At 54.2% G+C, this 23171-nt stretch carries 20 protein-coding genes; 13 read left to right on the top strand and 7 right to left on the bottom strand.

Annotation, left to right across the window (positions count from 1 at the left end; genetic code table 11):
* Nucleotides 1–52: 52 nt before the first annotated feature.
* From cmk to ACT3TY_RS01745, 6 genes are all read right to left on the bottom strand, one after another.
* On the bottom strand, nt 53–742 hold the full coding sequence (cmk, locus tag ACT3TY_RS01770; protein WP_441679174.1) for a (d)CMP kinase: 690 nt from the start codon (nt 740–742) through the stop codon (nt 53–55).
* Entirely contained in the window at nt 735–3014 is a 2280-nt protein-coding gene (locus ACT3TY_RS01765; protein WP_444627193.1) for a bifunctional prephenate dehydrogenase/3-phosphoshikimate 1-carboxyvinyltransferase, read from the bottom strand. The genes cmk and ACT3TY_RS01765 overlap by 8 nt, the downstream gene beginning before the upstream one ends.
* Nucleotides 3015–3019: 5 nt before the next feature.
* Nucleotides 3020–4111: a prephenate dehydratase gene (gene pheA, locus ACT3TY_RS01760; protein ID WP_444627192.1), complete on the bottom strand. Its 1092-nt coding sequence runs from the start codon at nt 4109–4111 to the stop codon at nt 3020–3022.
* 5 nt (nt 4112–4116) lie between these two features.
* Nucleotides 4117–5220, bottom strand: a complete 1104-nt coding sequence (serC, locus tag ACT3TY_RS01755) for a 3-phosphoserine/phosphohydroxythreonine transaminase (protein WP_441679177.1) — start codon at nt 5218–5220, stop codon at nt 4117–4119.
* On the bottom strand, nt 5204–7909 hold the full coding sequence (gyrA, locus tag ACT3TY_RS01750) for a DNA gyrase subunit A (RefSeq protein ID WP_444627191.1): 2706 nt from the start codon (nt 7907–7909) through the stop codon (nt 5204–5206). The genes serC and gyrA overlap by 17 nt, the downstream gene beginning before the upstream one ends.
* A 145-nt stretch (nt 7910–8054) precedes the next feature.
* Entirely contained in the window at nt 8055–8489 is a 435-nt protein-coding gene (locus ACT3TY_RS01745; protein ID WP_444627190.1) for an acyl-CoA thioesterase, read from the bottom strand.
* A 166-nt stretch (nt 8490–8655) separates the two neighbouring features.
* Between ACT3TY_RS01745 and ACT3TY_RS01740 the strand changes: the two genes are divergently transcribed.
* The 13 genes from ACT3TY_RS01740 to ACT3TY_RS01680 all read left to right on the top strand — a co-directional run bounded on the left by ACT3TY_RS01740 (nt 8656) and on the right by ACT3TY_RS01680 (nt 22087).
* A complete protein-coding gene (locus ACT3TY_RS01740; protein WP_441679180.1) occupies nt 8656–9594 on the top strand; it encodes a recombination-associated protein RdgC in 939 nt (312 codons plus the stop codon).
* A gap of 56 nt (nt 9595–9650) precedes the next feature.
* Nucleotides 9651–10835 (top strand): 1-acyl-sn-glycerol-3-phosphate acyltransferase, encoded by a 1185-nt coding sequence (locus ACT3TY_RS01735; RefSeq protein ID WP_193053489.1) that lies wholly within the window; start codon nt 9651–9653, stop codon nt 10833–10835.
* Nucleotides 10836–10956: 121 nt separating this feature from the next.
* Nucleotides 10957–11238 carry a hypothetical protein gene (locus tag ACT3TY_RS01730; RefSeq protein WP_087105533.1) on the top strand — a complete coding sequence of 94 codons (282 nt, stop codon included), beginning with the start codon at nt 10957–10959 and terminating at the stop codon, nt 11236–11238.
* Nucleotides 11239–11366: 128 nt separating this feature from the next.
* Nucleotides 11367–13403, top strand: coding sequence for a methionine--tRNA ligase (metG, locus tag ACT3TY_RS01725; protein WP_444627189.1), 2037 nt, complete (start codon nt 11367–11369; stop codon nt 13401–13403).
* A 196-nt stretch (nt 13404–13599) separates the two neighbouring features.
* On the top strand, nt 13600–15114 hold the full coding sequence (locus tag ACT3TY_RS01720; RefSeq protein ID WP_444627188.1) for a sensor domain-containing diguanylate cyclase: 1515 nt from the start codon (nt 13600–13602) through the stop codon (nt 15112–15114).
* Entirely contained in the window at nt 15111–15692 is a 582-nt protein-coding gene (gene rsxA, locus ACT3TY_RS01715; protein WP_444627187.1) for an electron transport complex subunit RsxA, read from the top strand. Before ACT3TY_RS01720 ends, rsxA begins: the two co-directional genes overlap by 4 nt.
* 9 nt (nt 15693–15701) lie before the next feature.
* Entirely contained in the window at nt 15702–16316 is a 615-nt protein-coding gene (gene rsxB, locus ACT3TY_RS01710; protein WP_444627186.1) for an electron transport complex subunit RsxB, read from the top strand.
* Nucleotides 16300–17973 carry an electron transport complex subunit RsxC gene (rsxC, locus tag ACT3TY_RS01705; protein WP_444627185.1) on the top strand — a complete coding sequence of 558 codons (1674 nt, stop codon included), beginning with the start codon at nt 16300–16302 and terminating at the stop codon, nt 17971–17973. Before rsxB ends, rsxC begins: the two co-directional genes overlap by 17 nt.
* On the top strand, nt 17970–19010 hold the full coding sequence (locus tag ACT3TY_RS01700; RefSeq protein WP_444627184.1) for an RnfABCDGE type electron transport complex subunit D: 1041 nt from the start codon (nt 17970–17972) through the stop codon (nt 19008–19010). The genes rsxC and ACT3TY_RS01700 overlap by 4 nt, the downstream gene beginning before the upstream one ends.
* On the top strand, nt 19007–19642 hold the full coding sequence (gene rsxG, locus ACT3TY_RS01695; RefSeq protein ID WP_444627183.1) for an electron transport complex subunit RsxG: 636 nt from the start codon (nt 19007–19009) through the stop codon (nt 19640–19642). Before ACT3TY_RS01700 ends, rsxG begins: the two co-directional genes overlap by 4 nt.
* Nucleotides 19639–20340, top strand: coding sequence for an electron transport complex subunit E (locus ACT3TY_RS01690; RefSeq protein ID WP_444627182.1), 702 nt, complete (start codon nt 19639–19641; stop codon nt 20338–20340). The genes rsxG and ACT3TY_RS01690 overlap by 4 nt, the downstream gene beginning before the upstream one ends.
* A gap of 15 nt (nt 20341–20355) precedes the next feature.
* Nucleotides 20356–20994, top strand: coding sequence for an endonuclease III (gene nth / locus ACT3TY_RS01685; RefSeq protein WP_444627181.1), 639 nt, complete (start codon nt 20356–20358; stop codon nt 20992–20994).
* A gap of 22 nt (nt 20995–21016) precedes the next feature.
* The gene (locus tag ACT3TY_RS01680; protein WP_193053480.1) at nt 21017–22087 is read left to right on the top strand and encodes a carboxysome shell carbonic anhydrase; all 1071 of its coding nucleotides are present in this window, start codon (nt 21017–21019) and stop codon (nt 22085–22087) included.
* Here the strand turns inward: ACT3TY_RS01680 and ACT3TY_RS01675 are convergent.
* On the bottom strand, nt 22084–23157 hold the full coding sequence (locus ACT3TY_RS01675) for a tRNA-queuosine alpha-mannosyltransferase domain-containing protein (protein WP_444627180.1): 1074 nt from the start codon (nt 23155–23157) through the stop codon (nt 22084–22086). The genes ACT3TY_RS01680 and ACT3TY_RS01675 overlap by 4 nt on opposite strands.
* Nucleotides 23158–23171 lie beyond the last annotated feature (14 nt).

Below are 23171 nucleotides of genomic sequence, written 5' to 3'. Positions count from 1 at the left end.
ACTGCCGCCCTGCCATGTCATGACACCTTTCCAAAAACGCCGCAAGGGAGAATCAGGTGCCGGATGCTAACCCTTTTTGGGCAAGCAATTCCGCCAACCGTTCAACCACTTCCGGTATGCTCAGACGCGTGGTATCAAGCGTAATGGCATCATCTGCCAGCTTGAGAGGTGCCACGCTGCGCTGCGTGTCGCGTGCATCGCGTGCCTGAATCTCCTTCAAAAGACTCGAAAGACTAGCATTCATACCCGCTTCCTGCAACTGAAGATGGCGGCGACGCGCTCGTTCCTCAGCACTAGCAGTTAGAAATATCTTTAGCGGCGCGTCTACAAATACGACGGTGCCCATATCACGGCCATCTGCGACAAGGCCTGGCGCCTTCTGAAAATCTCTTTGCCGCTGAAGCAGAGCCGCGCGCACAGCGGGAAGCGCAGCCACCTGGGAAGCCAACTCGCCAGTGTGCTCGGTCCGGATTGCCTGGCTTACCTCATCACCTTCAAGCAGCGTGCGGGGCTTACCATTTTCGATGGGAAATGCCACATCCAGCGATTCGGCTAATGCAGCAACAGCCGCTTCATCATCAAGCGCAATACCATGCTTAACCGCCGCGGTGGCGGTTAGCCTGTATAACGCTCCGCTGTCGAGCAAATGCCAGCCTAAACGCTCGGCAACCAAACTGCTGATGGTTCCCTTGCCTGCCCCACCTGGCCCGTCAATGGTCAGAACAGGGATAGGCTTAGTCATTCTCGCCCTCCACGTTAACCCCCATGCCGATTTTATTGGCAAGCTCAACGAAGGTTGGGAACGACGTAGCGACATTGGCGCAGTCATCAATAATAATGTCATCACTTGCGCGTAGTGCGGCAATGGCAAAGGCCATAGCGATACGATGGTCACCTAAACTATTAACGCGCCCACCACCGTAGCTTGCAACCTCGGCATTGGCGTTACCGATAATATCGATTCCGTCGTCAACCACGGTATGTTCAACGCCCAAAATCGCCAACCCGTCAGCCATGGCCTGAATACGGTCAGACTCTTTGACACGTAGCTCTTCTGCACCACGAAGACGCGTGGTGCCAGCAGCATTTGCCGCCGCAATAAACAGCGCAGGGAACTCGTCAATCGCCAAGGGCACTTGATCCACCGGGATATCAATACCTTTCAAGGGTGCATAGCGGATACGAATATCAGCAACCGGCTCGCCACCCACTTCAGCTTCGTTAAGAAGTTCAAGGTTGGCGCCCATTAACGTAAGAATATTAATAACACCGATGCGAGTCGGGTTGATACCGACATGCTCCAGGGTGATATCAGCGCCCGGCGTTATTGCAGCCGCCACCATAAAGAACGTCGCCGATGAAATATCAGAAGGAACGTCAATGGGGCCAGCGCTCAAGGCACCGCCACCTTGCAACCAACAGGTGTCCCCTTCGCGTGACACAGAATAACCAAAACCATTAAGCATACGCTCGGTATGGTCACGCGTTGGTGCCGGCTCACGCACCCGCGTCTCACCTTCAGCATAAAGCCCAGCCAACAGCAGGCATGATTTCACTTGAGCACTTGCCATAGGCATGTCGTAGAAAATACCTTTGAGCGCCGCGCCACCTTTAATTTTAAGCGGCGGCCGACCACCTTCAGCCGTCTCAATGGAGGCACCCATCAACCGCAACGGGTCCGCCACGCGTCCCATGGGGCGTTTGGTTAGCGACTCATCGCCGGTAAGCTCGCTATCAAATGCCTGCCCGGCTAAAAGCCCCGAGAACAGGCGCATCGCCGTTCCTGAGTTACCCACATAGAGCGGCCCGACCGGAGCCTTAAGCCCCTTCATTCCCACGCCATGGATAGTGACACACCCATGGTGAGGCCCTTCAATCGCAACGCCCATCTCACGAAACGCTTGCAGTGTCGCCAGGCTATCTTCACCTTCAAGAAACCCTTTGACCTCGGTGACGCCTTGAGCCAGCGCTCCTAGCATAATAGAGCGGTGTGACATCGATTTGTCACCCGGTACGCGCAAATGGCCTTTCGCCTGGCCGCCGGGCCGAACTCGGTAGGTTACCTTGCCTTGTGGTTGCATATTGTATTCCGCTTGGTAGCTGGTTTTATTCAATAACGTATCAAAGTAATGGCGTGCGTGGCTGGCACGATCAAAGGTCGCAATAAGGGCATCGCTATCGCCTCGCTCAATCGCGTGACGTAACTGAGCCAGGCCTTCTTCAAAATCATCTAAAGATGCCAGAACCGCCTCACGGTTAGCCGTAAAAATATCCCGCCACATGACCGGGTCGCTGCCTGCGATGCGCGTAAAGTCGCGAAAACCACCGGCGGCATAACGGAAAATCTCAAGCCGCTCATCCTGTCGGGCTAGTGTATCCACCAGAGAAAAAGCCAGTAAGTGGGGTAAATGACTAGTGCGTGCAAGGACCTGATCATGGCGCTCAACGTCCATCTCCAACACATTCGCGCCGCAGGCCTGCCACAACGCACGCACGCGCGCCAACGCATCACAATCAACCCCTGGTTCAGGCGTCAAAATAACGTTGTGATCAGCAAAAAGGCGCGGATTAGCCGCCGCCACACCGCTCTTTTCTGACCCTGCAATAGGATGCCCCAACACCATATTGGCTGGCACCGCACCAAACACACGCTCGGCGCAGTCACGAATAGTGGCTTTGGTACTGCCCACATCGGTTAGCACCACATTGGCCGCCGCTTGCGAAAGCACGCCTGCCAACGATGCCATCACCGGCTCCATGGCAAGCACAGGCACCGCGAGGACGATCATGGTCGCGTCTGCCACCTGGTCAGCGAGAGTGACGCCCCCCGTATCGATTAACCCCATCTCGACACCGCGAGCGATTTCATCTTCGCTTGGATCGCAAGCCACAATCACGCCATTAAACCCTGAGGCGCGCAGCGCTGCTGCGAGTGACCCACCAATCAAGCCGAGGCCAACGATCAATAGCCGCTGTTCATTACAGGAAGGTGCTTCAACGACCGATGATGCCATAGCGGTCACAGCACGCCCTGCGGATAGGAACCTAAAACGCGAAGCTCCGAGGCGCGTAACCTTACCTCTTCCAACACGGCAGCAACGCGCGGTTCGTCAGCGTGGCCCTTAAAATCGATAAAGAAAACATAATTCCATACGCCCGTACGTGATGGGCGCGTCTCGATGCGCGTTAAATCAATATGATGCCGATGGAAAGGCTCAAGCAGGTCGTGCAGTGCGCCAGGTTGGTTACGCATGGCCACGACAATGGAGGTTTTATCATCCCCTGCCATTGGCACATGCTCACTACCAATAATCAAAAACCGGGTCGAGTTATCCGGGCGATCTTCAATTTTGTCAGCTACGCGCTCAAGCCCATACAGTTTGGCCGCCATATCACCTGCAATGGCCGCACTGTGCCATTCAGTTTTGACCAGCTTGGCAGCCTCTGCATTCGAGGAAACAGGAACCCGTTCGGCGTGTGGGTAATGTGCATCCAGCCACTTTCGGCATTGACCAAACGACTGGGGATGCGAATAAATGCGGGAGATTTTATCGCGACGCGTCGTATCACTGATCAGCAGGTGATGGTGAATGCGTAGCACCACCTCGCCACAAATATGGATAGACGAATCCATAAACGTATCGAGGGTATGATTCACAACGCCTTCTGTTGAATTTTCAACAGGCACTACGCCATAGTTCACGGCACCCGCTTCTACTTCACGAAACACTTCATCGATAGCTGCCATGGGTAGGCTAATGGCGCTTTCGCCAAAGTGCTTTAGTGCCGCCTGCTGAGTAAACGTCCCTTCAGGCCCCAGATAAGCCACTTTGATCGGCTGCTCAAGTGCCAAGCAAGCCGACATGATTTCTCGAAACAGCCGCGCCATTTCTTCGGAATCCAGCGGCCCCTTGTTAAGCGACATAATCCGTCGCAGCACTTGCGCTTCACGCTCAGGCCGGTAAAACACCGCATCCTTATCGTGAGCCAGCTTTACATGCGCCACTTTTTGAGCACAGTCAGCGCGCTCACTGATCAGGCGTAGTATATCGCCATCAAGTTGATCGATACGTTGGCGCAGGTCGTCCAGATTGATCGACGAGTCGGACATGATTATTAGCCTCTTCGCTGTTCAAAATCAGCCATAAAAGCAACCAGCGCATCAACGGCTTCTTCGGGTACTGCGTTATACAAGCTGGCACGCATACCGCCCACGCTACGGTGCCCCTTTAGATTCAGTAGCCCCGCTTGGTCGGCCTCTTGCAAGAACGCTTTATCGAGGGCTGAATCAGCCAGCACAAACGGCACGTTCATACGCGAGCGATTAGCCACTGCAATGGGGTTGCTATAGAAATCGCTGGCATCAATCGCGCCATAAAGCTTTGCTGCTTTACGCTGATTAATGGCATCCATAGCCACCAGGCCACCGACATCATCACGTAACCACTGGAATACAAGCCCTGCCAGGTACCACGCATAGGTTGGCGGCGTATTCACCATTGACCCAGCGTCTGCGAGCATTTGGTAATCAAACAGCGACGGAGTATTGGGGACCGCCCGGCCGAGCAAATCATCACGCACTACGGCAAGGGTTAGACCTGCCGGCCCAATATTTTTTTGGGCCCCAGCAAAGATAACGCCAAAGTCTGCAACATTAATGGGCTTGGACAAAATATTGGAGGACATATCACAGACCAACGGCACATGCTGGCCATCTTCACGTACAACCTGCGGCGTATAGTCAAATTCAAGCCCGCCAATCGTCTCATTGGAGGTGTAGTGCAGATAGGCCGCATCCGCACTTAGCGTCAACGCATCCTGGGAAGGTACAGCCACATGCCCACCCGCCTCACTGTTTCCAGCCAAGTGGCATGCATAGCCAAGTCGCTTGACTTCGCTAATCGCTTTTTTGCCCCAAATGCCCGTTTGGATAAAGTTGGCACTACCGCCCTGGCCCAGCAGGTTCATTGGCAGCATGGCAAACTGCATGCTGGCGCCCCCCTGCAGGAACAGCACCTTATAGTTGTCGGGCACACTTAGCAGCTGACGGAAATCGGCTTCCGCCTGCTCAGCAATGGCTATAAATTCATCGCTGCGATGGCTCATCTCCATAACGGATAAGCCACGCCCTTGGTAATCTACCAGCTCGTTGCGGGCTCTTTCGAGCACCGCAACAGGCAGGGCCGCTGGCCCTGCACAAAAGTTATAGTGACGTGTCATCAGTCGCCGTATCCTGTGCGTTGTCGCCCGCGTTGTCTGGCTCACCCTCTTCATCCAGTGCTTCAAGCTCACTGTCACCAGGCTCATCAACACGAACTGTTTTAACCAGTTTTTCTTCTTTACCCAGACGGATCAGCATAACGCCCTGGGTGTTGCGTGAGGTGGTAGACACCTCTTCCACACGCGTACGTACCATCGTCCCGCGGTCTGTAATCAGCATCATCTCATCGCTGTCATAAACCTGCATGGCCGCCACAAGGGCACCGTTACGCTCGCTGGTCTGCATGGCGATAACCCCTTGGCCACCACGACCGCGCAGCGGGAACTCTTCCAGGCGTGTGCGCTTGCCATAACCATTTTCGCTGGCCGTTAGAATGTAGATCTGGCCTTCTGCCTGGGTGCTTTCAGCAACGGTTTCTTCTGCCACATCAACATCCGTATCAGCCTCAGCATCAATCTGCTGACTCTTGGGAATGATCAGACTGATAACCTCAGCACCCTCTGCCAAGCGCATGCCACGCACACCGCGAGCGGTACGGCCCATTGCGCGAACATTGCCCTCTTCAAAACGGATCGCCTTACCGTTAGAAGAGAGCATCATGGCGTGGTCAGCGCCTGACGTAATAGCAGCACCCACCAGGCGGTCGCCCTCTTCAAGGTCAATGGCAATCAGGCCAACGCTGCGCGGACGCGAGAACTGCTCCAGGCTGGTGCGTTTCACCGTACCATTGGCGGTCGCGAAGAAAATATAGTGCTCGGGGTCGTAGTCACGCACCGGCAAGATGGCGTTAACCGACTCACCCTCTTCAAGCGGCAGCATATTGACCAGCGGTTTACCGCGCGAACCACGGCTCGCTGAAGGCATCTCGTAAACTTTCAGCCAGTACACTTTACCGCGGTTGGAGAACAGCAGAACGGTGTCATGGGTCGACGCGACGAGCAGATGCTCAATCACATCCTCATCTTTCATCGATGTTGCCGACTTACCGCGCCCACCACGCCGCTGTGCCTGGTAATCCGAAAGCGGCTGAGTTTTGGCATAGCCGGAACGCGACACGGTCACCACCATGTCTTCTTCGGCGATCAAATCTTCAATTGAGAGATCCAGATGGCTTGCCTGAATCTCTGTACGCCGGTCATTACCATACTGGTCGCGCACGGCATGCAGCTCTTCACGAATCACTTCCATTAGCCGGTCGGCCGAGGCAAGAATTTCGGTGAGCTCTGCAATTTTCTCAAGAATAGAGAGGTACTCATTGAGCAGCTTCTCAGTCTCAAGACCGGTCAGACGATGTAGGCGCAGCTCAAGGATGGCTTGCGCTTGAGCAGGCGACAGGCGGTATTCGGTCGCGGAAGGGTTAAGGCCAAAGCTTTCATCCAGCTCTTCGGGCTTGCACGAGGTAGCACCTGCCCGCTCAAGCATGCCGGTAACCTGCCCCGGTTGCCATGTTTTCGCCAGTAGCTTCTCTTTCGCCTCGGCTGCGCTGGGCGAGGCCTTGATCATCTCGATGATGTCGTCAATGTTCGAGATGGCCACCGCCAGACCTTCAAGAAGGTGACCACGCTCACGGGCTTTTTTAAGCTCAAAGAGCGTCCGGCGTGTCACTACCTCACGGCGGTGACGGATAAACGCCTCTAACATCTCTTTTAGGTTCAACGTGCGGGGCTGGCCATTCTCCAACGCCACCATGTTGATACCAAACACATTTTGAAGCTGTGTCTGAGCAAAGAGATTATTAACGACGACTTCACCCGATTCGCCACGTTTAATCTCAATAACCACGCGCAAGCCGTCCTTGTCCGACTCGTCGCGCAGTTCGGCAATGCCTTCGATCTTTTTCTCTTTAACCAGCTCGGCGATTTTTTCAATCAAGCGCGCCTTGTTCACCTGATAAGGCAGCTCGGTAATGATGATGTGGTCACGGCCGGTTTTATCATGGTGCTCAATTGTATGGCTAGCGCGCACATGGATGCGGCCACGCCCGGTGCGATACGCATCTAAAATGCCAGCGCGGCCGTTGATAATCCCCGCCGTGGGGAAATCAGGGCCAGGAATGTACGCCATCAAGTCATCCACCGACAGCGTGTAGTCATCAATCAGCGCTAAACAGCCGTCAATCACTTCGCGCATGTTATGCGGCGGAATATTGGTTGCCATGCCCACGGCAATGCCCGACGAGCCGTTAATCAGCAGGTTGGGAACTTTAGTAGGCAAAACGGCAGGGATGCGTTCGGTGCCGTCGTAGTTATCGACCCAATCGACGGTATCTTTCTCAAGATCGGCAAGAAGCTCGTGCGACAGACGCGACATGCGCACTTCGGTATAACGCATGGCAGCAGCGTTATCGCCGTCGATAGAACCGAAGTTACCCTGGCCATCGACCAGAACGTGGCGCATTGAGAAGTGCTGCGCCATACGTACGATAGTGTCGTAAACCGCACTATCACCATGCGGGTGATATTTACCGATGACATCGCCGACAACACGCGCCGATTTCTTGTACGGTTTATTCCAGTCATTCCCCAGTTCATGCATGGCGAAGAGCACACGCCTATGAACAGGTTTCAAACCGTCACGCACATCGGGTAGCGCGCGGCCGATAATGACACTCATCGCATAGTCGAGATACGACTGTTTGAGCTCGTCTTCAATATTGACGGGCAAGATTTCTCTGGCGATGTCACCCATGAAAGTCAGATCCTTTGCACTGCATTGGCACTGCGAGAGTTGAAAGCGCTAAAAGTACCGCCTTTAAAAAAAGACGATGCGCAGATACTGCTACATCATACCACTGCATCCGCACCAAGGGCAGCCAGGACACTCCCCTTGATTATTAAGGCGTAAACTGCTCTTTGGTAAGTAGTAATGCATTCAGCCGCTCGGCAAGCTCATTTTCAATCACCGAGGCTTTATTCGCCCGCATATCGAGAAGCACAAACGTAAGATCGGCCTGTGCAACTAATACGCCATCGCTGCGATAGATGCGGTGATGACACAGCGCACGGCGTTCTCCTACCTCGACGATACCCGTCAGAATAGTCAGGTCATCGCCCTGAACGGCGGCGGCGCGGTAGTCAATATTAAGGTTCACCACCACAAATGCCCGCCCCGCCTGATGGAGCTCGCTAATCATCGCTGGGTGCTCATCAAAAAACGCCCAGCGCCCCTCCTCCATAAACTCAAGATAGCGTGCATTATTGACATGCCCGTAGCCGTCCAAGTGGTAGCCACGTACACGCAGCTGAACGCGAGAAGGTAATACCGACATAACAACTCCTTTTAATAAACACAAGCGCAAGCCAACAGGCTCATTAGCCACTACCTCAATCAAACACAGGTTTAAAACACATACAACTTATACCTAAGCGGCAAGGTGCTGGCAGGAACGCCCCGCTTTCGACATAATGTGCCACCTTTTGGATAGGACTGGTGACATGTGGTTTAAGCACCTGCATTTATATCGCCTACATGGCGCCCCTGAGCTCGACAGTTCAACGCTTGCCGACGCATTGCAAGCACATGCGGCCAAACCGCTCGGCAATGCGGATGCTCGCCGACTAGGCTGGACAGCACCAGCAGGCCGCCTTGGCGGCGGTCAACTGCTACACGAAATTCAGGGCCACCGGCTGTTATCCGTACTGCGTCAAGAACGCCTGCTACCTGCCTCTGTTGTCAAAGAGGAAGTCGACGAGCAGGTCGCTGATATAGAAGCACGCGAAGGTCGCAAGGTGACGCGCAAAGAGAAAACCGCGCTTAAAGAGCAGGTGACGGAAGCGCTTCTGCCTCGTGCCTTTGTACGCAGCCAAAAAATTGACCTTTGGTGGGACACACGACGCCACTTGATCGGCATCAATGCCAGCTCTCGTACCCGTGCTGAAGACTTGCTAGACCTGTTACGAGAAACCTTAGGCAGCCTCAAGGCAACGCCCTTGTCATCCCAAACACTGCCTATTCGTGCGATGACGACATGGCTTGGCGACCCCGCAAGCCGCCCGGCAGATTTACAGCTGGGTGACCAGGTGGAACTTAAAGCCAAAGGCGACGATGGCGTACTCCGCGCTCGCCAAGTCGACCTGGATAGCGATGAGATACAGCAGCTACTTGAGAGCGGACGCCAGGCAAGCAAGCTCGCCATGAGCCTTGAAGGCCGATTGAGCTTCGTTTTGCATGATGACCTGGCTCTGAAATCGTTGCGTTTTGGTGATGCCTTGATTGAAGAGGCCGACCATGCTGACGACGGCGATGACGCTCTGGCCCGGCTTGAAACCGACTTTATTTTGATGGCCCAAGCGTTATCCAATGACATTGTTCGTCTGATAGAGTGGCTGGGTGGTGAAAACAAGCAGGAACCTGCTGCCCCGTTAGGTAACTAAAGGGTTGATCGCGCTGCTATGAATTGTTCTTTATTGTTTATCATCCAACGGATCGCATGACTCATCACAACGACGCACCCAACGCACTGAACGCCGCTGACCCATGGGCGGATATACGCCCTTATACAGACAACGAAGTGGCCGATGTTCTCGCGCACCTGGCCCGCGATAGCGAGCTTCTTGATGCGCTTACTCGTTTTCGCCTTCCCCGCATGGCGCGCTGGGTTCCGCCGCTTGCCCGAAAGCTTGCAAGCCACGCGATACAGCGTGAAGTAAAAGGTGTGGCAACGGTGCGCGATTTTCAAATGCGCATCGCAAGCTACATGGATCGCATGATCCGCACCACTACCGACGCGTTTGAAGTGGCAGGCTTGGACAAGCTCGACCCAAATAGTGCTTATCTGTTTATTGGTAACCACCGGGATATTTCGCTCGACCCCGCGTTCGTTAACTACGCACTCTACCAGGCGGGCCGCGATACGGTGCGCATTGCCATTGGCGACAACCTGCTTAAAAAGCCCTATGTCACCGATCTAATGCGGCTCAATAAAAGCTTTATCGTCCCCAGAAGTGCGCGCGGAAAGCGTGCGATGCTGGCAGCGTACCAACAGCTTTCTGCTTATATTCGTTACTCAATTACCGATGACCAGCACTCCATCTGGATGGCTCAGCGTGAAGGCCGCGCCAAAAACGGCATTGACCGCACCGACCCCGCTATTATCAAGATGCTGACGATGGCCAAGCGTAATGCCGAGCGAGACATGATGTTTGGTGAAGCGGTAGCCGAACTCAAGCTGGTGCCTGTCTCGATTAGCTATGAATATGACCCTTGCGACGTGCAAAAAGCGCAGGAGCTACACGACGTGGCAACAGAAGGTAGCTATGCTAAAAGTGAATTTGAAGATATTCGCTCTATCGTTGCTGGCATTACCGGTGATAAAGGCAGAGTACAGCTGCGTTTTGGCTCCCCGGTAGGCGCCGACATGGCGACTCCCGATGAAGTAGCCGCTGAGATTGATCGTCAGGTTATCGGTGGTTACCGCCTCTTCCCAAGCCACTATTTAGCCCTGGAAGCACTCGGTGAAGCGCCGGAGTTGGTTGCCCGTAAAACCATCACTCGCCAGGACCGCGAACGCTTCCAGGCGCGAATGGCGGCGGTGCCGGAGAATCTGCGTCCTTACTGGCTGGCTCAGTATGCCAATCCGGTAAAACACAAAGCAGGCCGTTTAACGTTAACGTAGTAGGCTAAATCACTGGTCTAAACATAGACAAGCCATACTCGCTGCACTAAAAATGCTATGGTCAATGCATGGACTGGCTTCGCTTGATAATCAGCTCAAGCGCCGCGTTAAGGAGACTCTTATGTCTGCATCAGAAATTCAAAAAACACGTATTATTAATGAACTGCGCGGTTTCATACGCAAACTGCTTCAAGATCCTGACATTCTTGGTCAGTCGCTGGTAATCGCGCGTCAGCAATTAAGCGAAGGCAGCAGCCCGGCAGTAATGGCGCGAATCGCCAATGAGATATCTGGCACTACCAGTGTCCACATTCCGGAAGATCCTGCCGAGCATTCAGAGGCTGACAAACTTTTTTTAGAGCTTTTAAAAGAGGTCGTTCAAGAAGAACAGGCACTTTACTAACCACCCGACATCAAGACTGCACGCGCTTTAACGTCAATTTAAACGCCTGCATCGTACCTTGTTACCGGCCATCTGCCGGCTAACTTCGCCGTTTTATTGTTATCGTCTAACCGGAATTATCATTCACCATGCCTAACTCTGCCACGCGCAATATTCTGGTGACCAGCGCGCTCCCCTACGCTAACGGAGCGATCCACCTCGGTCACTTACTTGAATATATCCAAACCGATATCTGGGTACGTTTTCAGAAAAGCCGTGGCCAGCAGTGCTACTACGTTTGCGCCGACGACGCTCATGGTACGGCCATCATGCTGCGTGCCGAGCAGGAAGGTATTACGCCTGAAGCTTTGATTGACCGCGTCTCACGCGATCACCAGGAAGACTTCGCTCGCTTCAACGTTGACTTTGACAACTACCATTCCACGCATTCGGAAGAGAACCGGCACCTCAGTGAGGTTATCTATAAGCGTCTGCGTGATAAAGGCCATATCGCCACCCGCGATATAGAGCAGATGTACGACCCGCAAAAAGGCCTGTTCCTGGCGGACCGTTTCATCAAAGGCACCTGCCCGAAATGCGGCACCGACGACCAGTACGGTGATAATTGCGAAAAGTGTGGTGCCACTTACACCCCTGCTGACTTGATCAACCCGGTATCCGCCATTTCCGGCGCAATCCCGGAAGTACGCTCTTCAACCCATTACTTCTTTAAATTGCCGGACTTTGCCGAGTTCCTGCAGCGCTGGATCAACGATGGCCACGTACAGCCACAGATTCGTAACAAGCTGATGGAGTGGTTTGAATCAGGCTTTAACGAATGGGATATCTCCCGTGATGCGCCCTATTTCGGGTTTGAAATCCCCGACGCGCCGGGCAAATACTTTTATGTATGGCTTGATGCCCCTATCGGTTACTTAGCCAGTTTCAAGAATTTGTGTGATCGTGACGGCATTGATTTCGATAGCTACTGGAATAAAGACTCCAACGCCGAGGTCTACCACTTTATTGGGAAAGACATTGTCTATTTCCACGCACTTTTCTGGCCAGCCATGCTGCATGGCGCTGATTTACGCACGCCCACCGCGGTAAATTGCCACGGCTTTTTGACCGTAGATGGTGCCAAAATGTCGAAGTCGCGCGGCACCTTTATCAAGGCTGCGACCTATGCCGATTACTTGAATCCCGAGTACTTGCGCTATTACTTCGCGGCCAAGCTGACGTCCAAAGTGGACGACCTGGACCTCAACCTGGATGATTTTGCCGCACGGGTTAATTCAGACCTCGTGGGTAAAGTGGTTAACATTGCCAGCCGCTGTGCCGGGTTCGTTAAAAAGTTAGGTGGCGGCACCCTTTCAGCGCACTGCGCCGAACCGCAGATGGTCGCCCGATTTATTGCCGCGGGCGATGACATTGCCGATGATTTTGAAGCACGCGAATTTAGCCGTGCCATGCGTAAAATCATGGAGCTGGCGGATGAAGCCAATACCTATATTGCCGAGAAAGAGCCTTGGGCGCTCGCTAAGCAAGATGGCCGTGACCAAGAAGTGCTCGAGATTTGTTCAGTCGGCATCAACCTCTTCCGCCAGTTGATGGTGTACTTAGCCCCCGTGGTACCCACCATGGCCACTCAGGCACAAGCCTTCTTGAAGCTTGATTCACTTAACTGGGAAAGCCGCCATAATGTGCTGGTTAATCATGAGGTGGAGAAATTCAAACCTCTTATGACCCGCGTAGAGCGTGACAAAATTGACGCCATGATTGAAGCCTCCAAGGAGGATCTGGTGGAAGAGCAAAAGCTTAAAGAAGCTCCCAAAGGGCCTCTAGCAGATGACCCCATTGCCGCCGAAATTAGCTTTGACGACTTTGCCAAGGTAGATCTGCGCATTGCCCGGATCACCAAGGCACAGTACGTAGAGGGCGCGGACAAGCTGCTGCAATTAACGCTGGATTTAGGCGGTGAAACCCGCAACGTTTTCTCCGGCATTCGCAGCGCCTATGCGCCTGAGGCGCTTGAGGGACGTCTCACCGTCATGGCAGCCAACCTTGCGCCGCGTAAAATGCGTTTTGGTCTTTCCGAAGGCATGGTGCTCGCCTCTGCCAATAAAGACGGCATTTATCTGCTTTCACCTGACGCTGGTGCCGAACCCGGCCAACGTGTAATGTAGCCGACCTTCAAGCACTTCCGGGGGGGGGGTAGAGACGACCAAGCTCTACCCCCTTCTTACGTGGATTGCTTAATAAACCTTTTATAAGACTCTACGTTTAGGCCTGATTATGCGTCGGCACTTCTCTCAATCACTGCGTTTTCAATTTTTAGTAGCGTTGAGTGGTGTGCTCTTGCTTGCACTATGCTCGTTAGTCATGTTGAGCAAGTGGTTTATTGTTCCCGCGCTGCACGAAGAGGAACGCGGCATGATCAGCCAAGAGCTAAAACGTATTGAGCGTAGCCTCGCCTTGGCCCAGCAAGATCTTTTAACTCAAGCACGTGACTGGGCAAACTGGGACGACACTTATCAATTCGTTCAGGATAACAACCCACGCTACGCCGAGGTTAATTTCAGCCCTGAAATGATGGAAGAGATGCGCTATCAGTTGATAGCGTTTTTCGACGCTGGCGGCGAGATATACTTCCTTTCAGGCTTAGCGCCTGACACTAACGATTTTACAACCTGTGCGCGCGTTGCTGACGATTGCGCCTGGATGGCACGGCTTATTGACAGTATCCAACGCTCGATAGACAACACCCCTGACCAGCAAGTCTTTTTCTCTCCGGGTATCAGTTCGCCAGCCATGGTAGCCATCACGCCGATTTTGCGCACTGATGGTAGTGGCCCAAGCACCGGCTGGTTAGCAAAAGTGCGCTTAATGGATAAGAAATGGGTAAAGCAGATGGAAAATGTGACCGGCCTTTCGATCACTATTCAACAACAACCTACCTCCAAGGCTATACCGTTAACCAATATTGAAGGCGAGACGATTCACGCCCAACACTTATTGCCTACCAATGTGCCCGCTATCAGCATCCTGGTAGGCACTCAGCTTAACCGTACTCATTATCTAGCAAGCCTTAGCACCATTCGTTATGTATTAATCTGGACAGTCTGCCTTATGCTGTTTGTCATTGGCTTTGTGCTCTGGCTTATGGAACGCATGATTTTAAAGCCGCTGAAAGCACTGGCCGTTTTTGCGAAACAGACTTCAAACGAAGACAGCAACCAGAACTCTGCACGGCTTTGCCAGCGTAATGATGAAATTGGCATGTTGGCTCGAAGCTTTGAACAGCAGCTAGGCCGCCAACGCAAGCTTAATGCTGAGCTTTTAAACCTTTCGACGCATGATGCTTTAACTGGCCTGCCAAACCGGCGGCTGTTCGACCAGCGCCTTCAAACGACGATTCATGAAATGGAAGCGTTATCGCAACCGTTAGCAGTAATGATGCTGGATATCGATCATTTCAAACTGTTCAATGATCATTATGGGCACCAACAAGGCGATAAGTGTTTAAAGCAAGTAGCCCAAGCGCTACAAAAAGTGGCTACCGCTCATAACTTTTTAATCGCCCGAACTGGGGGTGAAGAATTTAGCGCATTACTGCCCAATACCTCCGCCCAACAGGCAGAATATATTGGCCAGTTGCTGCATGATACGATAGATGCTTTAGCATTTCCTCACTTGGCCTCGCCCGTAGCGCCCTATGTTACTATTAGCGTGGGAATCGGGTCACTTAACGAAGGCACCGATATTTCTCCCAATGTGCTGATGAGCACCGCCGATCAAGCGCTGTATAGTGCTAAAGCGGCAGGGCGCCATCAGGTCAAGATATTCACACCGCCTAACGCTGATTTTTCAGCTGCCAGCCACGATACGTCACTATGAGTGAGTTATTCATCATTTTGGTCAGCACCGCGCTGGTCAATAATTTTGTCTTGGTACAGTTTTTGGGGCTCTGTCCGTTTATGGGGGTTTCCAACAAACTGGAGTCCGCCATGGGAATGTCACTGGCAACGACGTTCGTATTAACCCTCGCCTCTGCAGCAAGCTATGTCGTTTATTACGGCTTGTTGGTGCCTTTGGGTGTTACTTACCTGCGCACTATCAGCTTTATAGTGGTGATCGCCGCCGTCGTGCAATTCACCGAAATCATGGTGCGCCATTTAAGCCCGTTGCTACATCAAGTACTGGGCATCTTTCTGCCCCTGATTACGACCAACTGTGCCGTACTGGGTGTTGCTCTGCTCTCGCTCAACCGTGAGCTTGGCTTTTTTCATACCACACTCTATGGGCTGGGGGCAGCGCTCGGCTTCTCGCTGGTGTTGGTCCTGTTTGCCGCCATGCGCGAGCGCTTGGCTGGCGCGGATGTCCCCACACCTTTCAAAGGGGCCGCTATTGCCATGGTCACTGCCAGCCTTATGTCGCTCGCCTTTCTTGGTTTTTCTGGTTTAACTCAAGGGTAATTTTCTACCATGAGTGATGGTTTTTCTCTCTGGGGGATTGTCAGTTCAGTTGGAATCTTGACGGGGCTTGGCATTGGTTTTGGCGCCCTGCTGGGGGCGGTTAGTGAACGTTTTAAGGGGGACGAGCACCCTCTTGTTGAGCAAATTGATGCGCTGCTGCCCCAAACTCAGTGCGGCCAATGCGGTTACCCAGGCTGCCGCCCTTACGCCGAAGCGATTAATGAGGGCGATGCACTCAACAAGTGCCCGCCCGGTGGCGAGGCCACCATTCACGCCTTGGCAGATCTACTCGGCCGTGAACCCGAGCCACTTGATGGCGAGGCGCCCAGCGAAGCCAACGTGGCGTATATCCGCGAAGCCGAGTGCATTGGCTGCACCAAGTGCATTCAGGCGTGCCCAGTGGATGCCATTATTGGCGCGGCCAAGCAGATGCACACCGTGATTGAGGATGAGTGCACAGGCTGTGACTTATGCGTTGACCCTTGCCCGGTAGACTGTATCGACATGCTGCCCCGGAGCACACCGCTTGGCCAGTGGCAGCCCGTTGTTTTTGTTTTACCCACTGGCGTCATTGCAAGCGACCGTACACCAGCAACAAGGGGGCCAGATGGCACACCCATTTGATTTCCCAGGCGGCATCTACCCACCGGAGCGAAAGGACCGTTCAACGCAATCACCGTTGCGACGTGCCCCGTTACCGTCGCAGGTCATCCTTCCACTGTGCCAGCATAGCGGCCGCCCCGCCACCCCCTGTGTGGCCCGGGGCGATCATGTTCGCGTTGGCAACCTAATCGCCAAGCGCGATGGTTTGATATCCGCAGATATCCACGCGACAGTGAGTGGCACGGTTAGCCAAGTAGATAGCGACGCTATTCACATAGACAGCAATGGCCAGGATACCTGGCAATATCTCCCCCCGCTCGATTGGCGAAAAACAGATGCACCCACACTGCTTACACGGCTGGATGACAGCGGTGTGGTCGGGTTAGGTGGTGCCGGTTTCCCGACCCATATCAAGGCTCGCGTGATTGAGCGCCATGCTATCGACACGCTGGTGATTAACGCCGCCGAATGCGAGCCTTACATTACGGCCGATGACCTCACATTACGGAATTATCCAGGCGACGTGCTGGAAGGCGCACAGCTCATCGCTGCCTTATGCGGTGCCCAACAGATCATCATCGGCATTGAAGATAATAAGCCCGAGGCCATTGCCGCCTTGGAGCATATCCTTCCAGACAGCCAGCCAGCCCGCGTGACGCTGGCCGTTATCCCTACTCGCTACCCAAGTGGTAGCGAGCGACAGTTAATTAAAAAGTTGTTGAACCGAACCGTACCCAGCCAAGGCCTACCGGCAGATGTTGGGGTGCTTTGCCACAACCCCGGCACGCTACTGGCAGCACTTCACGCAGTGCGTGATGGCCAACCGTTGGTTGAGCGCGTGGTGACGCTCACCGGAGAAGCGCTTAACCAACCGGCCAACTACTGGGTGCGCTTAGGAACGTCCATTGAGAACCTGCTGGTTCATGCAGGCCTGGATAATGCCAAGCTTAGTCGCGTTGTTCAGGGCGGCCCGATGATGGGCAGCTCGCTTGAGTCGCTCACAGCGCCCGTGATCAAAACGACGAACTGCCTGATTGCGGCAACGCCTGACGAACTGCCGTCTGCGCCGATGGAATCCCCCTGTATCCGCTGCGGTGCGTGTGAAAGCGTATGCCCCGCCCAGCTGCTTCCTCAACAGTTGCACTGGTACGCCCGCGCCCAGGACGACGACAAGCTAACGAGCCATCACCTGTTTGACTGCATCGAATGTGGCGCCTGTAGCTATGTTTGCCCTAGCCATATTTCGCTGGTCGATGATTACCGCGACGCCAAACGTCGCCTTCGCTACCAACAAATTGAAGCAGCCAAGGCCGAACATGCCAAGCATCGCTTCGAGTTTCGCCAGGCACGCCTGGCCCGGGAAGAAGCAGAAAAACAGGCGCGCCGACAGGCCCGGCTAGCGCACAACAAGCCCACCGACGGCAACGCCAGTAACGAGAGCACCAGCGCACCTCCAGCCGACTTGCGCAGCTTGCGTATTGCCCAAACAGCGGCCAAGGCAGCGGTTAGAAAAGCCGAAAAAGTGCTCGCACGGGCAGCCCAGCAAGAGCCACAGCACTCCCATGAAGACCTGGAAACGCTGCTGGCGACCGCCCAGGAAAATCTTAAGGCCGCCGATTTACAGCTGGCGCAAGCGCGTGAAAGCGCTAAAGCACCGACCGCGGAGGACACCCTATGAGTATGTTTCACGCATCACAAGTAAGCGCATCCTCTGCCAAGTCAACAACACCAGCAACGGCGTTATTAATGCGCTGGGTGGTGGTCGCCACACTGCCTGGCGTGTTGGCCATGACGTATTACTTTGGGTTGGGCGTACTCAGCAATATTGCCTTGGCGGCCATTATGGGCATGTTTCTGGAGGCGGGCATGCTGCGCCTTCGCCGCCGACCCATCGCGCCAGCCTTAACGGATACCAGCGCCCTACTTACTGGCGTACTGCTGGGTGCCTCGCTCCCTCCGGCAAGCCCTTGGTGGCTAATTGGGGTCGGCATGATAGCCGCCGTGGTGATTGCCAAGCAGCTGTATGGTGGCCTAGGGCATAATCCGTTTAATCCGGCCATGGTGGGCTATGCGCTATTGCTGGTCTCATTCCCTACGTACATGACGCTATGGGCGCCGCCTCAGCCTCTCATTAGCGATACGCTTTGGGCGCAAATTCTTGGGACACTGCCTACGTCACAGCTTGATGCGCTTAGCGGTGCAACGCCATTGGATGCATTCAAACATAAAGCCGAAGGGCTCTCTGCCGAGCAGTTCTGGTTAAGCGCACCGCTACCCGAACAAACGCTTGCTGCCTGGTACAGTATCAGCCTGGCTTGGCTTGCGGGCGGGGTACTGCTGCTTTTTAAACGGATTATTAGTTGGCACATCCCCATCGCCCTGTTAGGTAGCCTGGTAGCGTTGGCAACGCTGTTTCATCTACTTGATCCTAACCGTTTTGCATCGCCTCTTTTTCACCTGCTAACCGGTGCGGCGCTGTTTGGGGCTTTCTTTATTGCCACCGACCCGGTATCCGCGGCGACCAGCCAGCGCGGAAAATTGCTGTACGGCATGGGCATGGGGGTGCTGATCATGGTGATTCGCAACCTGGGGGGCTATCCGGATGCGGTGGCTTTTGCCGTTTTGTTGATGAACCTGTGCGTCCCATTGATTGACCTGTACACCGTGCCACGCCCTCAAGGCCACTCAAAAAGCGCGCCAGGAGCATTACGATGACGCCCATTATCGCCATGCGGCGTGGCGCTTTAACGCTGGGTATCTTCGCGCTCGTTACGGCAGGCAGCGTCGCGGTTACCCGGGCCTTGACCTCTGAACGTATTACCCAGCATCAGCAAACCTACCAGCTCCGCCAGCTGCAAGCGGTACTGCCTCAAGCATTAGCTGATACACCGACGGATCAAGTGCTAAACAGTGCCTTCAACTTACCCAATGCCGCCGCTCTGGGCCACCGAACGCCAGTGACAGGCTGGCAAATCAGCCGTGGGGATCACCGCGTTACTGTTCTGCCAGTGATTACGCGCCAGGGTTACAGTGGAGAAATTGATTTACTGGTAGCGATAGATGAGCAGCAGCGTATTAGCGGTGTGCGCGTGACCTACCATCAGGAGACCCCAGGCCTCGGTGACAAGATTGAGCGCCAGCGCAGCGACTGGATTACCCGCTTTAACGGATTAAGTCTTGATGAACTGCCACCAAGTGCCTGGGCCGTTAAAAAAGAGGGCGGCCAGTTTGATGGTTTTACCGGCGCAACCATTACACCTCGCGCCGTTATTGAGGCCGTTCATAACGCTTTAGAGTACGCCGCCGATACGCCGCTACCGGGTAACATTGAGGAGCCGATTCGATGAGCCAATGGCAAGCGCTGACCCGGGACGGGCTTTGGAGCAATAACCCCGCATTAGTACAATTGCTGGGGCTGTGTCCACTGCTGGCCGTCAGCACAACCGTGGTTAACTCGCTAGGGTTAGCCATCGCCACGCTGTTTGTCATGGTAGGCGCCAGCACCGCCGTATCGCTTGTGCGTCACCAAGTGCCGAATGCCGTCCGGCTACCGGCCTTTGTCATGATCATCGCGGCGTTTGTTACCTGTGCTGAACTATTGATGGCCGCCTATGCCTACCCGCTTTATCAACTGCTGGGTATTTTTATTCCGCTAATTGTCACCAACTGCGCCATTTTAGGGCGTGCCGATGCGTTTGCCTCCCGCCAACCGGTAGGGCTTGCAGCGCTTGATGGCCTGATGATGGGCGTTGGTTTCGGTAGCGTTTTAGTGCTGCTTGGCGGGCTGCGTGAGCTATTGGGCCAAGGCACGCTGTTTAGTGATATGGCGCTGCTGCTTGGTCCTATCGCGGCCAATTGGCAACTCACTCTGGTAGACGACTATCAATTTCTGTTTTTCGTGCTGCCACCTGGCGCATTTTTTGTGGCCGGGATGCTGATCGCGCTAAAAAACGTGATAGACCAACGACGCGCCGCACGCGCCTTGCCTTCAGCGGCCACCCTACGAACAGAGCGCCGCGTCCGGGTCACCGGCATCATCAAGTAACCGTAGAGACACGCTATGAATGCCCAAAAGCGTCATGAAATTTTTGCTCGCCTTCAAGCAGCAGACCCGCACCCGACAACAGAGCTCAACTGGACGACCCCTTTTGAGCTGCTTGCGGCGGTTTTACTTTCCGCACAAGCCACCGATGTCGGCGTCAATAAAGCCACCTCACGGCTCTACCCCGTTGCCAATACGCCCCAGGCTATTATTGACTTGGGGATTGATCAGCTTAAAGCGCATATCAAGACCATCGGCCTGTATAACACCAAAGCAGAGAACTTGATGAAGACCTGCCATATTCTGGTCAACCAGCACGGCGGCGTCGTGCCCGACACGCGCAGTGCGTTAGAAGCACTGCCAGGGGTCGGGCGTAAAACCGCCAATGTGATTCTGAATACGGCGTTCGGGCAGCCAACCATTGCCGTCGATACGCATATCTTTCGTGTATCGAACCGTACCGGCATCGCCAAAGGCAAAAATGTCGTTGAAGTCGAGCAGAAGTTAATACGCCATGTGCCCAAGGAGTTTAAGCAGGATGCTCACCACTGGTTGATTCTCCACGGTCGATACACCTGCATTGCGCGCAAACCTCGTTGCGGAAGCTGTATTATAGAAGACCTGTGCGAGTACCCCGACAAAATCGAACTCGCCTAGCTTACGTTAACAGGAGACTCCTATGCCGATGCCTGCCACTTTGCTACATGACCAACCCATTGAGCAGCGTATTGACGCACTATTTGCGCTCTCCCGCCAGCACGCTGACCACTTTGGCAGTGCAGGCGCCTGGCTTTCACGCCAACGCTACCTGGCGCAACACCCTACGTCGATTGTGGTTATGAAATGTATGGATGGACGTATTCATATCCCACACGCCACCCGCACACCGCTCGGCATCATTACCCCGTTTCGTAACCTTGGGGGGATTTTCGATTTGGGTTGGCCGTATTTGGGTGAGTTACTTACCGACACCGTTATTGAAGCCGCCAACGCGGGGCGAGCCACGCTTTTATTGATTACTTACCACTTTTCCGAGGGCAACCCAGCGCGGGGATGCGCCGGATTCGCTTGCGACACCCAAGCCGCCAAAGCACACGCGCATACGATTGCCCACCAGGCCGGCCAGCTATTTGGTGAAGACCATCAGCAGGTGTACCCGCTGGTGTGCGGCTTTGAAACGGATAGTGACGCTCTCATCCTTCACGGTCAGGACGACGCAGTATTGGATGTGCGCGAATGGGTTGGGCAGCCTATAGAAGCGCTCACCGCGCATCTACAGGCTATTTTCCCTGATATGCCTGCGGACATACGCCGGGATTTACTGCCTTTATTGAAAGGTAACCTGGCGCATGTCAACGATCTTCAGGGCGTTGAACGCGAACTGGATATCGAGCATCGCGAGTGGGCAATTTGTATTGGGCGTGGGTTCGACTTTTTGCACTTGCCTAATACAGCACTGATTATTGGGCCTTACGGGCCCGACCTGGCTGAACCGATTGGTACTGCCGCCACGATTATTGAAGCCAATATGCAGGCAGGCAAGATCCCCGATGATGGTTTTATGCTGCTTGCCTCAACGCCGTATCAGCATAGCGGTGTTGATCGTGCCCGGGCGATGCTGAAGTCGCGTTTTTTATCCGAGTTCGCCGAGCACGTCATTCGGCGAGAGCATCCGCACCTTGCCCAAAAAATGCGCCGCCATACGGCTGTCGTTCACTGGCCAACCCGACGGCTAGATTCCCTGGACTAGCGCGGTAGCGATAAGCCTGGCTGTAATAGTGCGCGGTACGCATCACGCCAGGCGGGCCACTCCCAGGCCTGCGTGTTTATCTCCTTTGGCCGTGAATCAGGCGTGCTAAGCCACGCATGCAAACGCTTATAAAGACCGTCTGGCGTCCCATCATAACGGTAAGCATCTGGATATAGCTCAGGAAAACAGAGCCTATCGGGCACTAGCGGTAATGCTCCGCGCTGGGCAGCTTCCATAATGGCCAAGCCCTGAAACTCATGCCAGGTCGTTGAGACTACAATCCCGGCGGTCGCCAACAGCTCGCGGTATTGCGGTTCCGGCTGCGGACCCCAGGCCACACTATGCGCAGCTAGTTTCTCCTGGGCGATATCAAAAATAGGCGGCGTTTGCCGAAAACGCTGACCCAATACGGCTAACTCAAAATCAATGCCCTGCTCGCTTAGCGCTATTAACGTATTGAAAAAGTCATCCGGGTTTTTGTCATACTCCCAGCGATGGTTCCACACAATACGCCGTGAAACCCGGCCATCAGCATGCGTTTCGGCCAGCGGTGAAATCGGCACGGGCAGTACGCGAGCACGTGAGCGTAAGGCCTCAAGCGGCTTGGCCGCGGGCAGGTTTTCGGGCATTTTCTTTAAGAATGCCCGCACGCCGGTAAAAAACGAGTCGCGGTTATAGGTGGTGTTAAAAACAACGGTATCGGCGGCAAGCGCTGCATAGAGATTGACCATTTTTGCCTCTACCTGAGGCATCTGGTCACTCGATTCCGGATAGGCGAACTGGTTTTCGTGAAAATAGACAATTTTTCTGGCCTGACCCAAATGAGGGAAAAGCCCCAGAAGCGTCGCCAAATCCACCATCGACGTTGCCAATACAACGTCATAGGCTTGGCTAAGTGTGTCATGCTCTTTTAGCCACCAGCTAAGCGGGTTTCCACGAATCCGCCAGGCAAAGTGACGCGGCGGCAAGCTTAGCGTTTGCCACGTTATCTCAGGGAGATGGGCCATTAAACTGTCTGCCCAGTAACGGTGGCTCACCGCTTCGTACGCTGAAAGTAATAAAACGCGCATTAAAACCCTTGTTT

This window comes from Halomonas sp. AOP22-C1-8, assembly GCF_052378905.1.
GTDB classification, from domain to species: Bacteria; Pseudomonadota; Gammaproteobacteria; order Pseudomonadales; family Halomonadaceae; genus Vreelandella; species Vreelandella citrativorans.
This window is presented reverse-complemented; position numbering and strand designations above follow the sequence as displayed.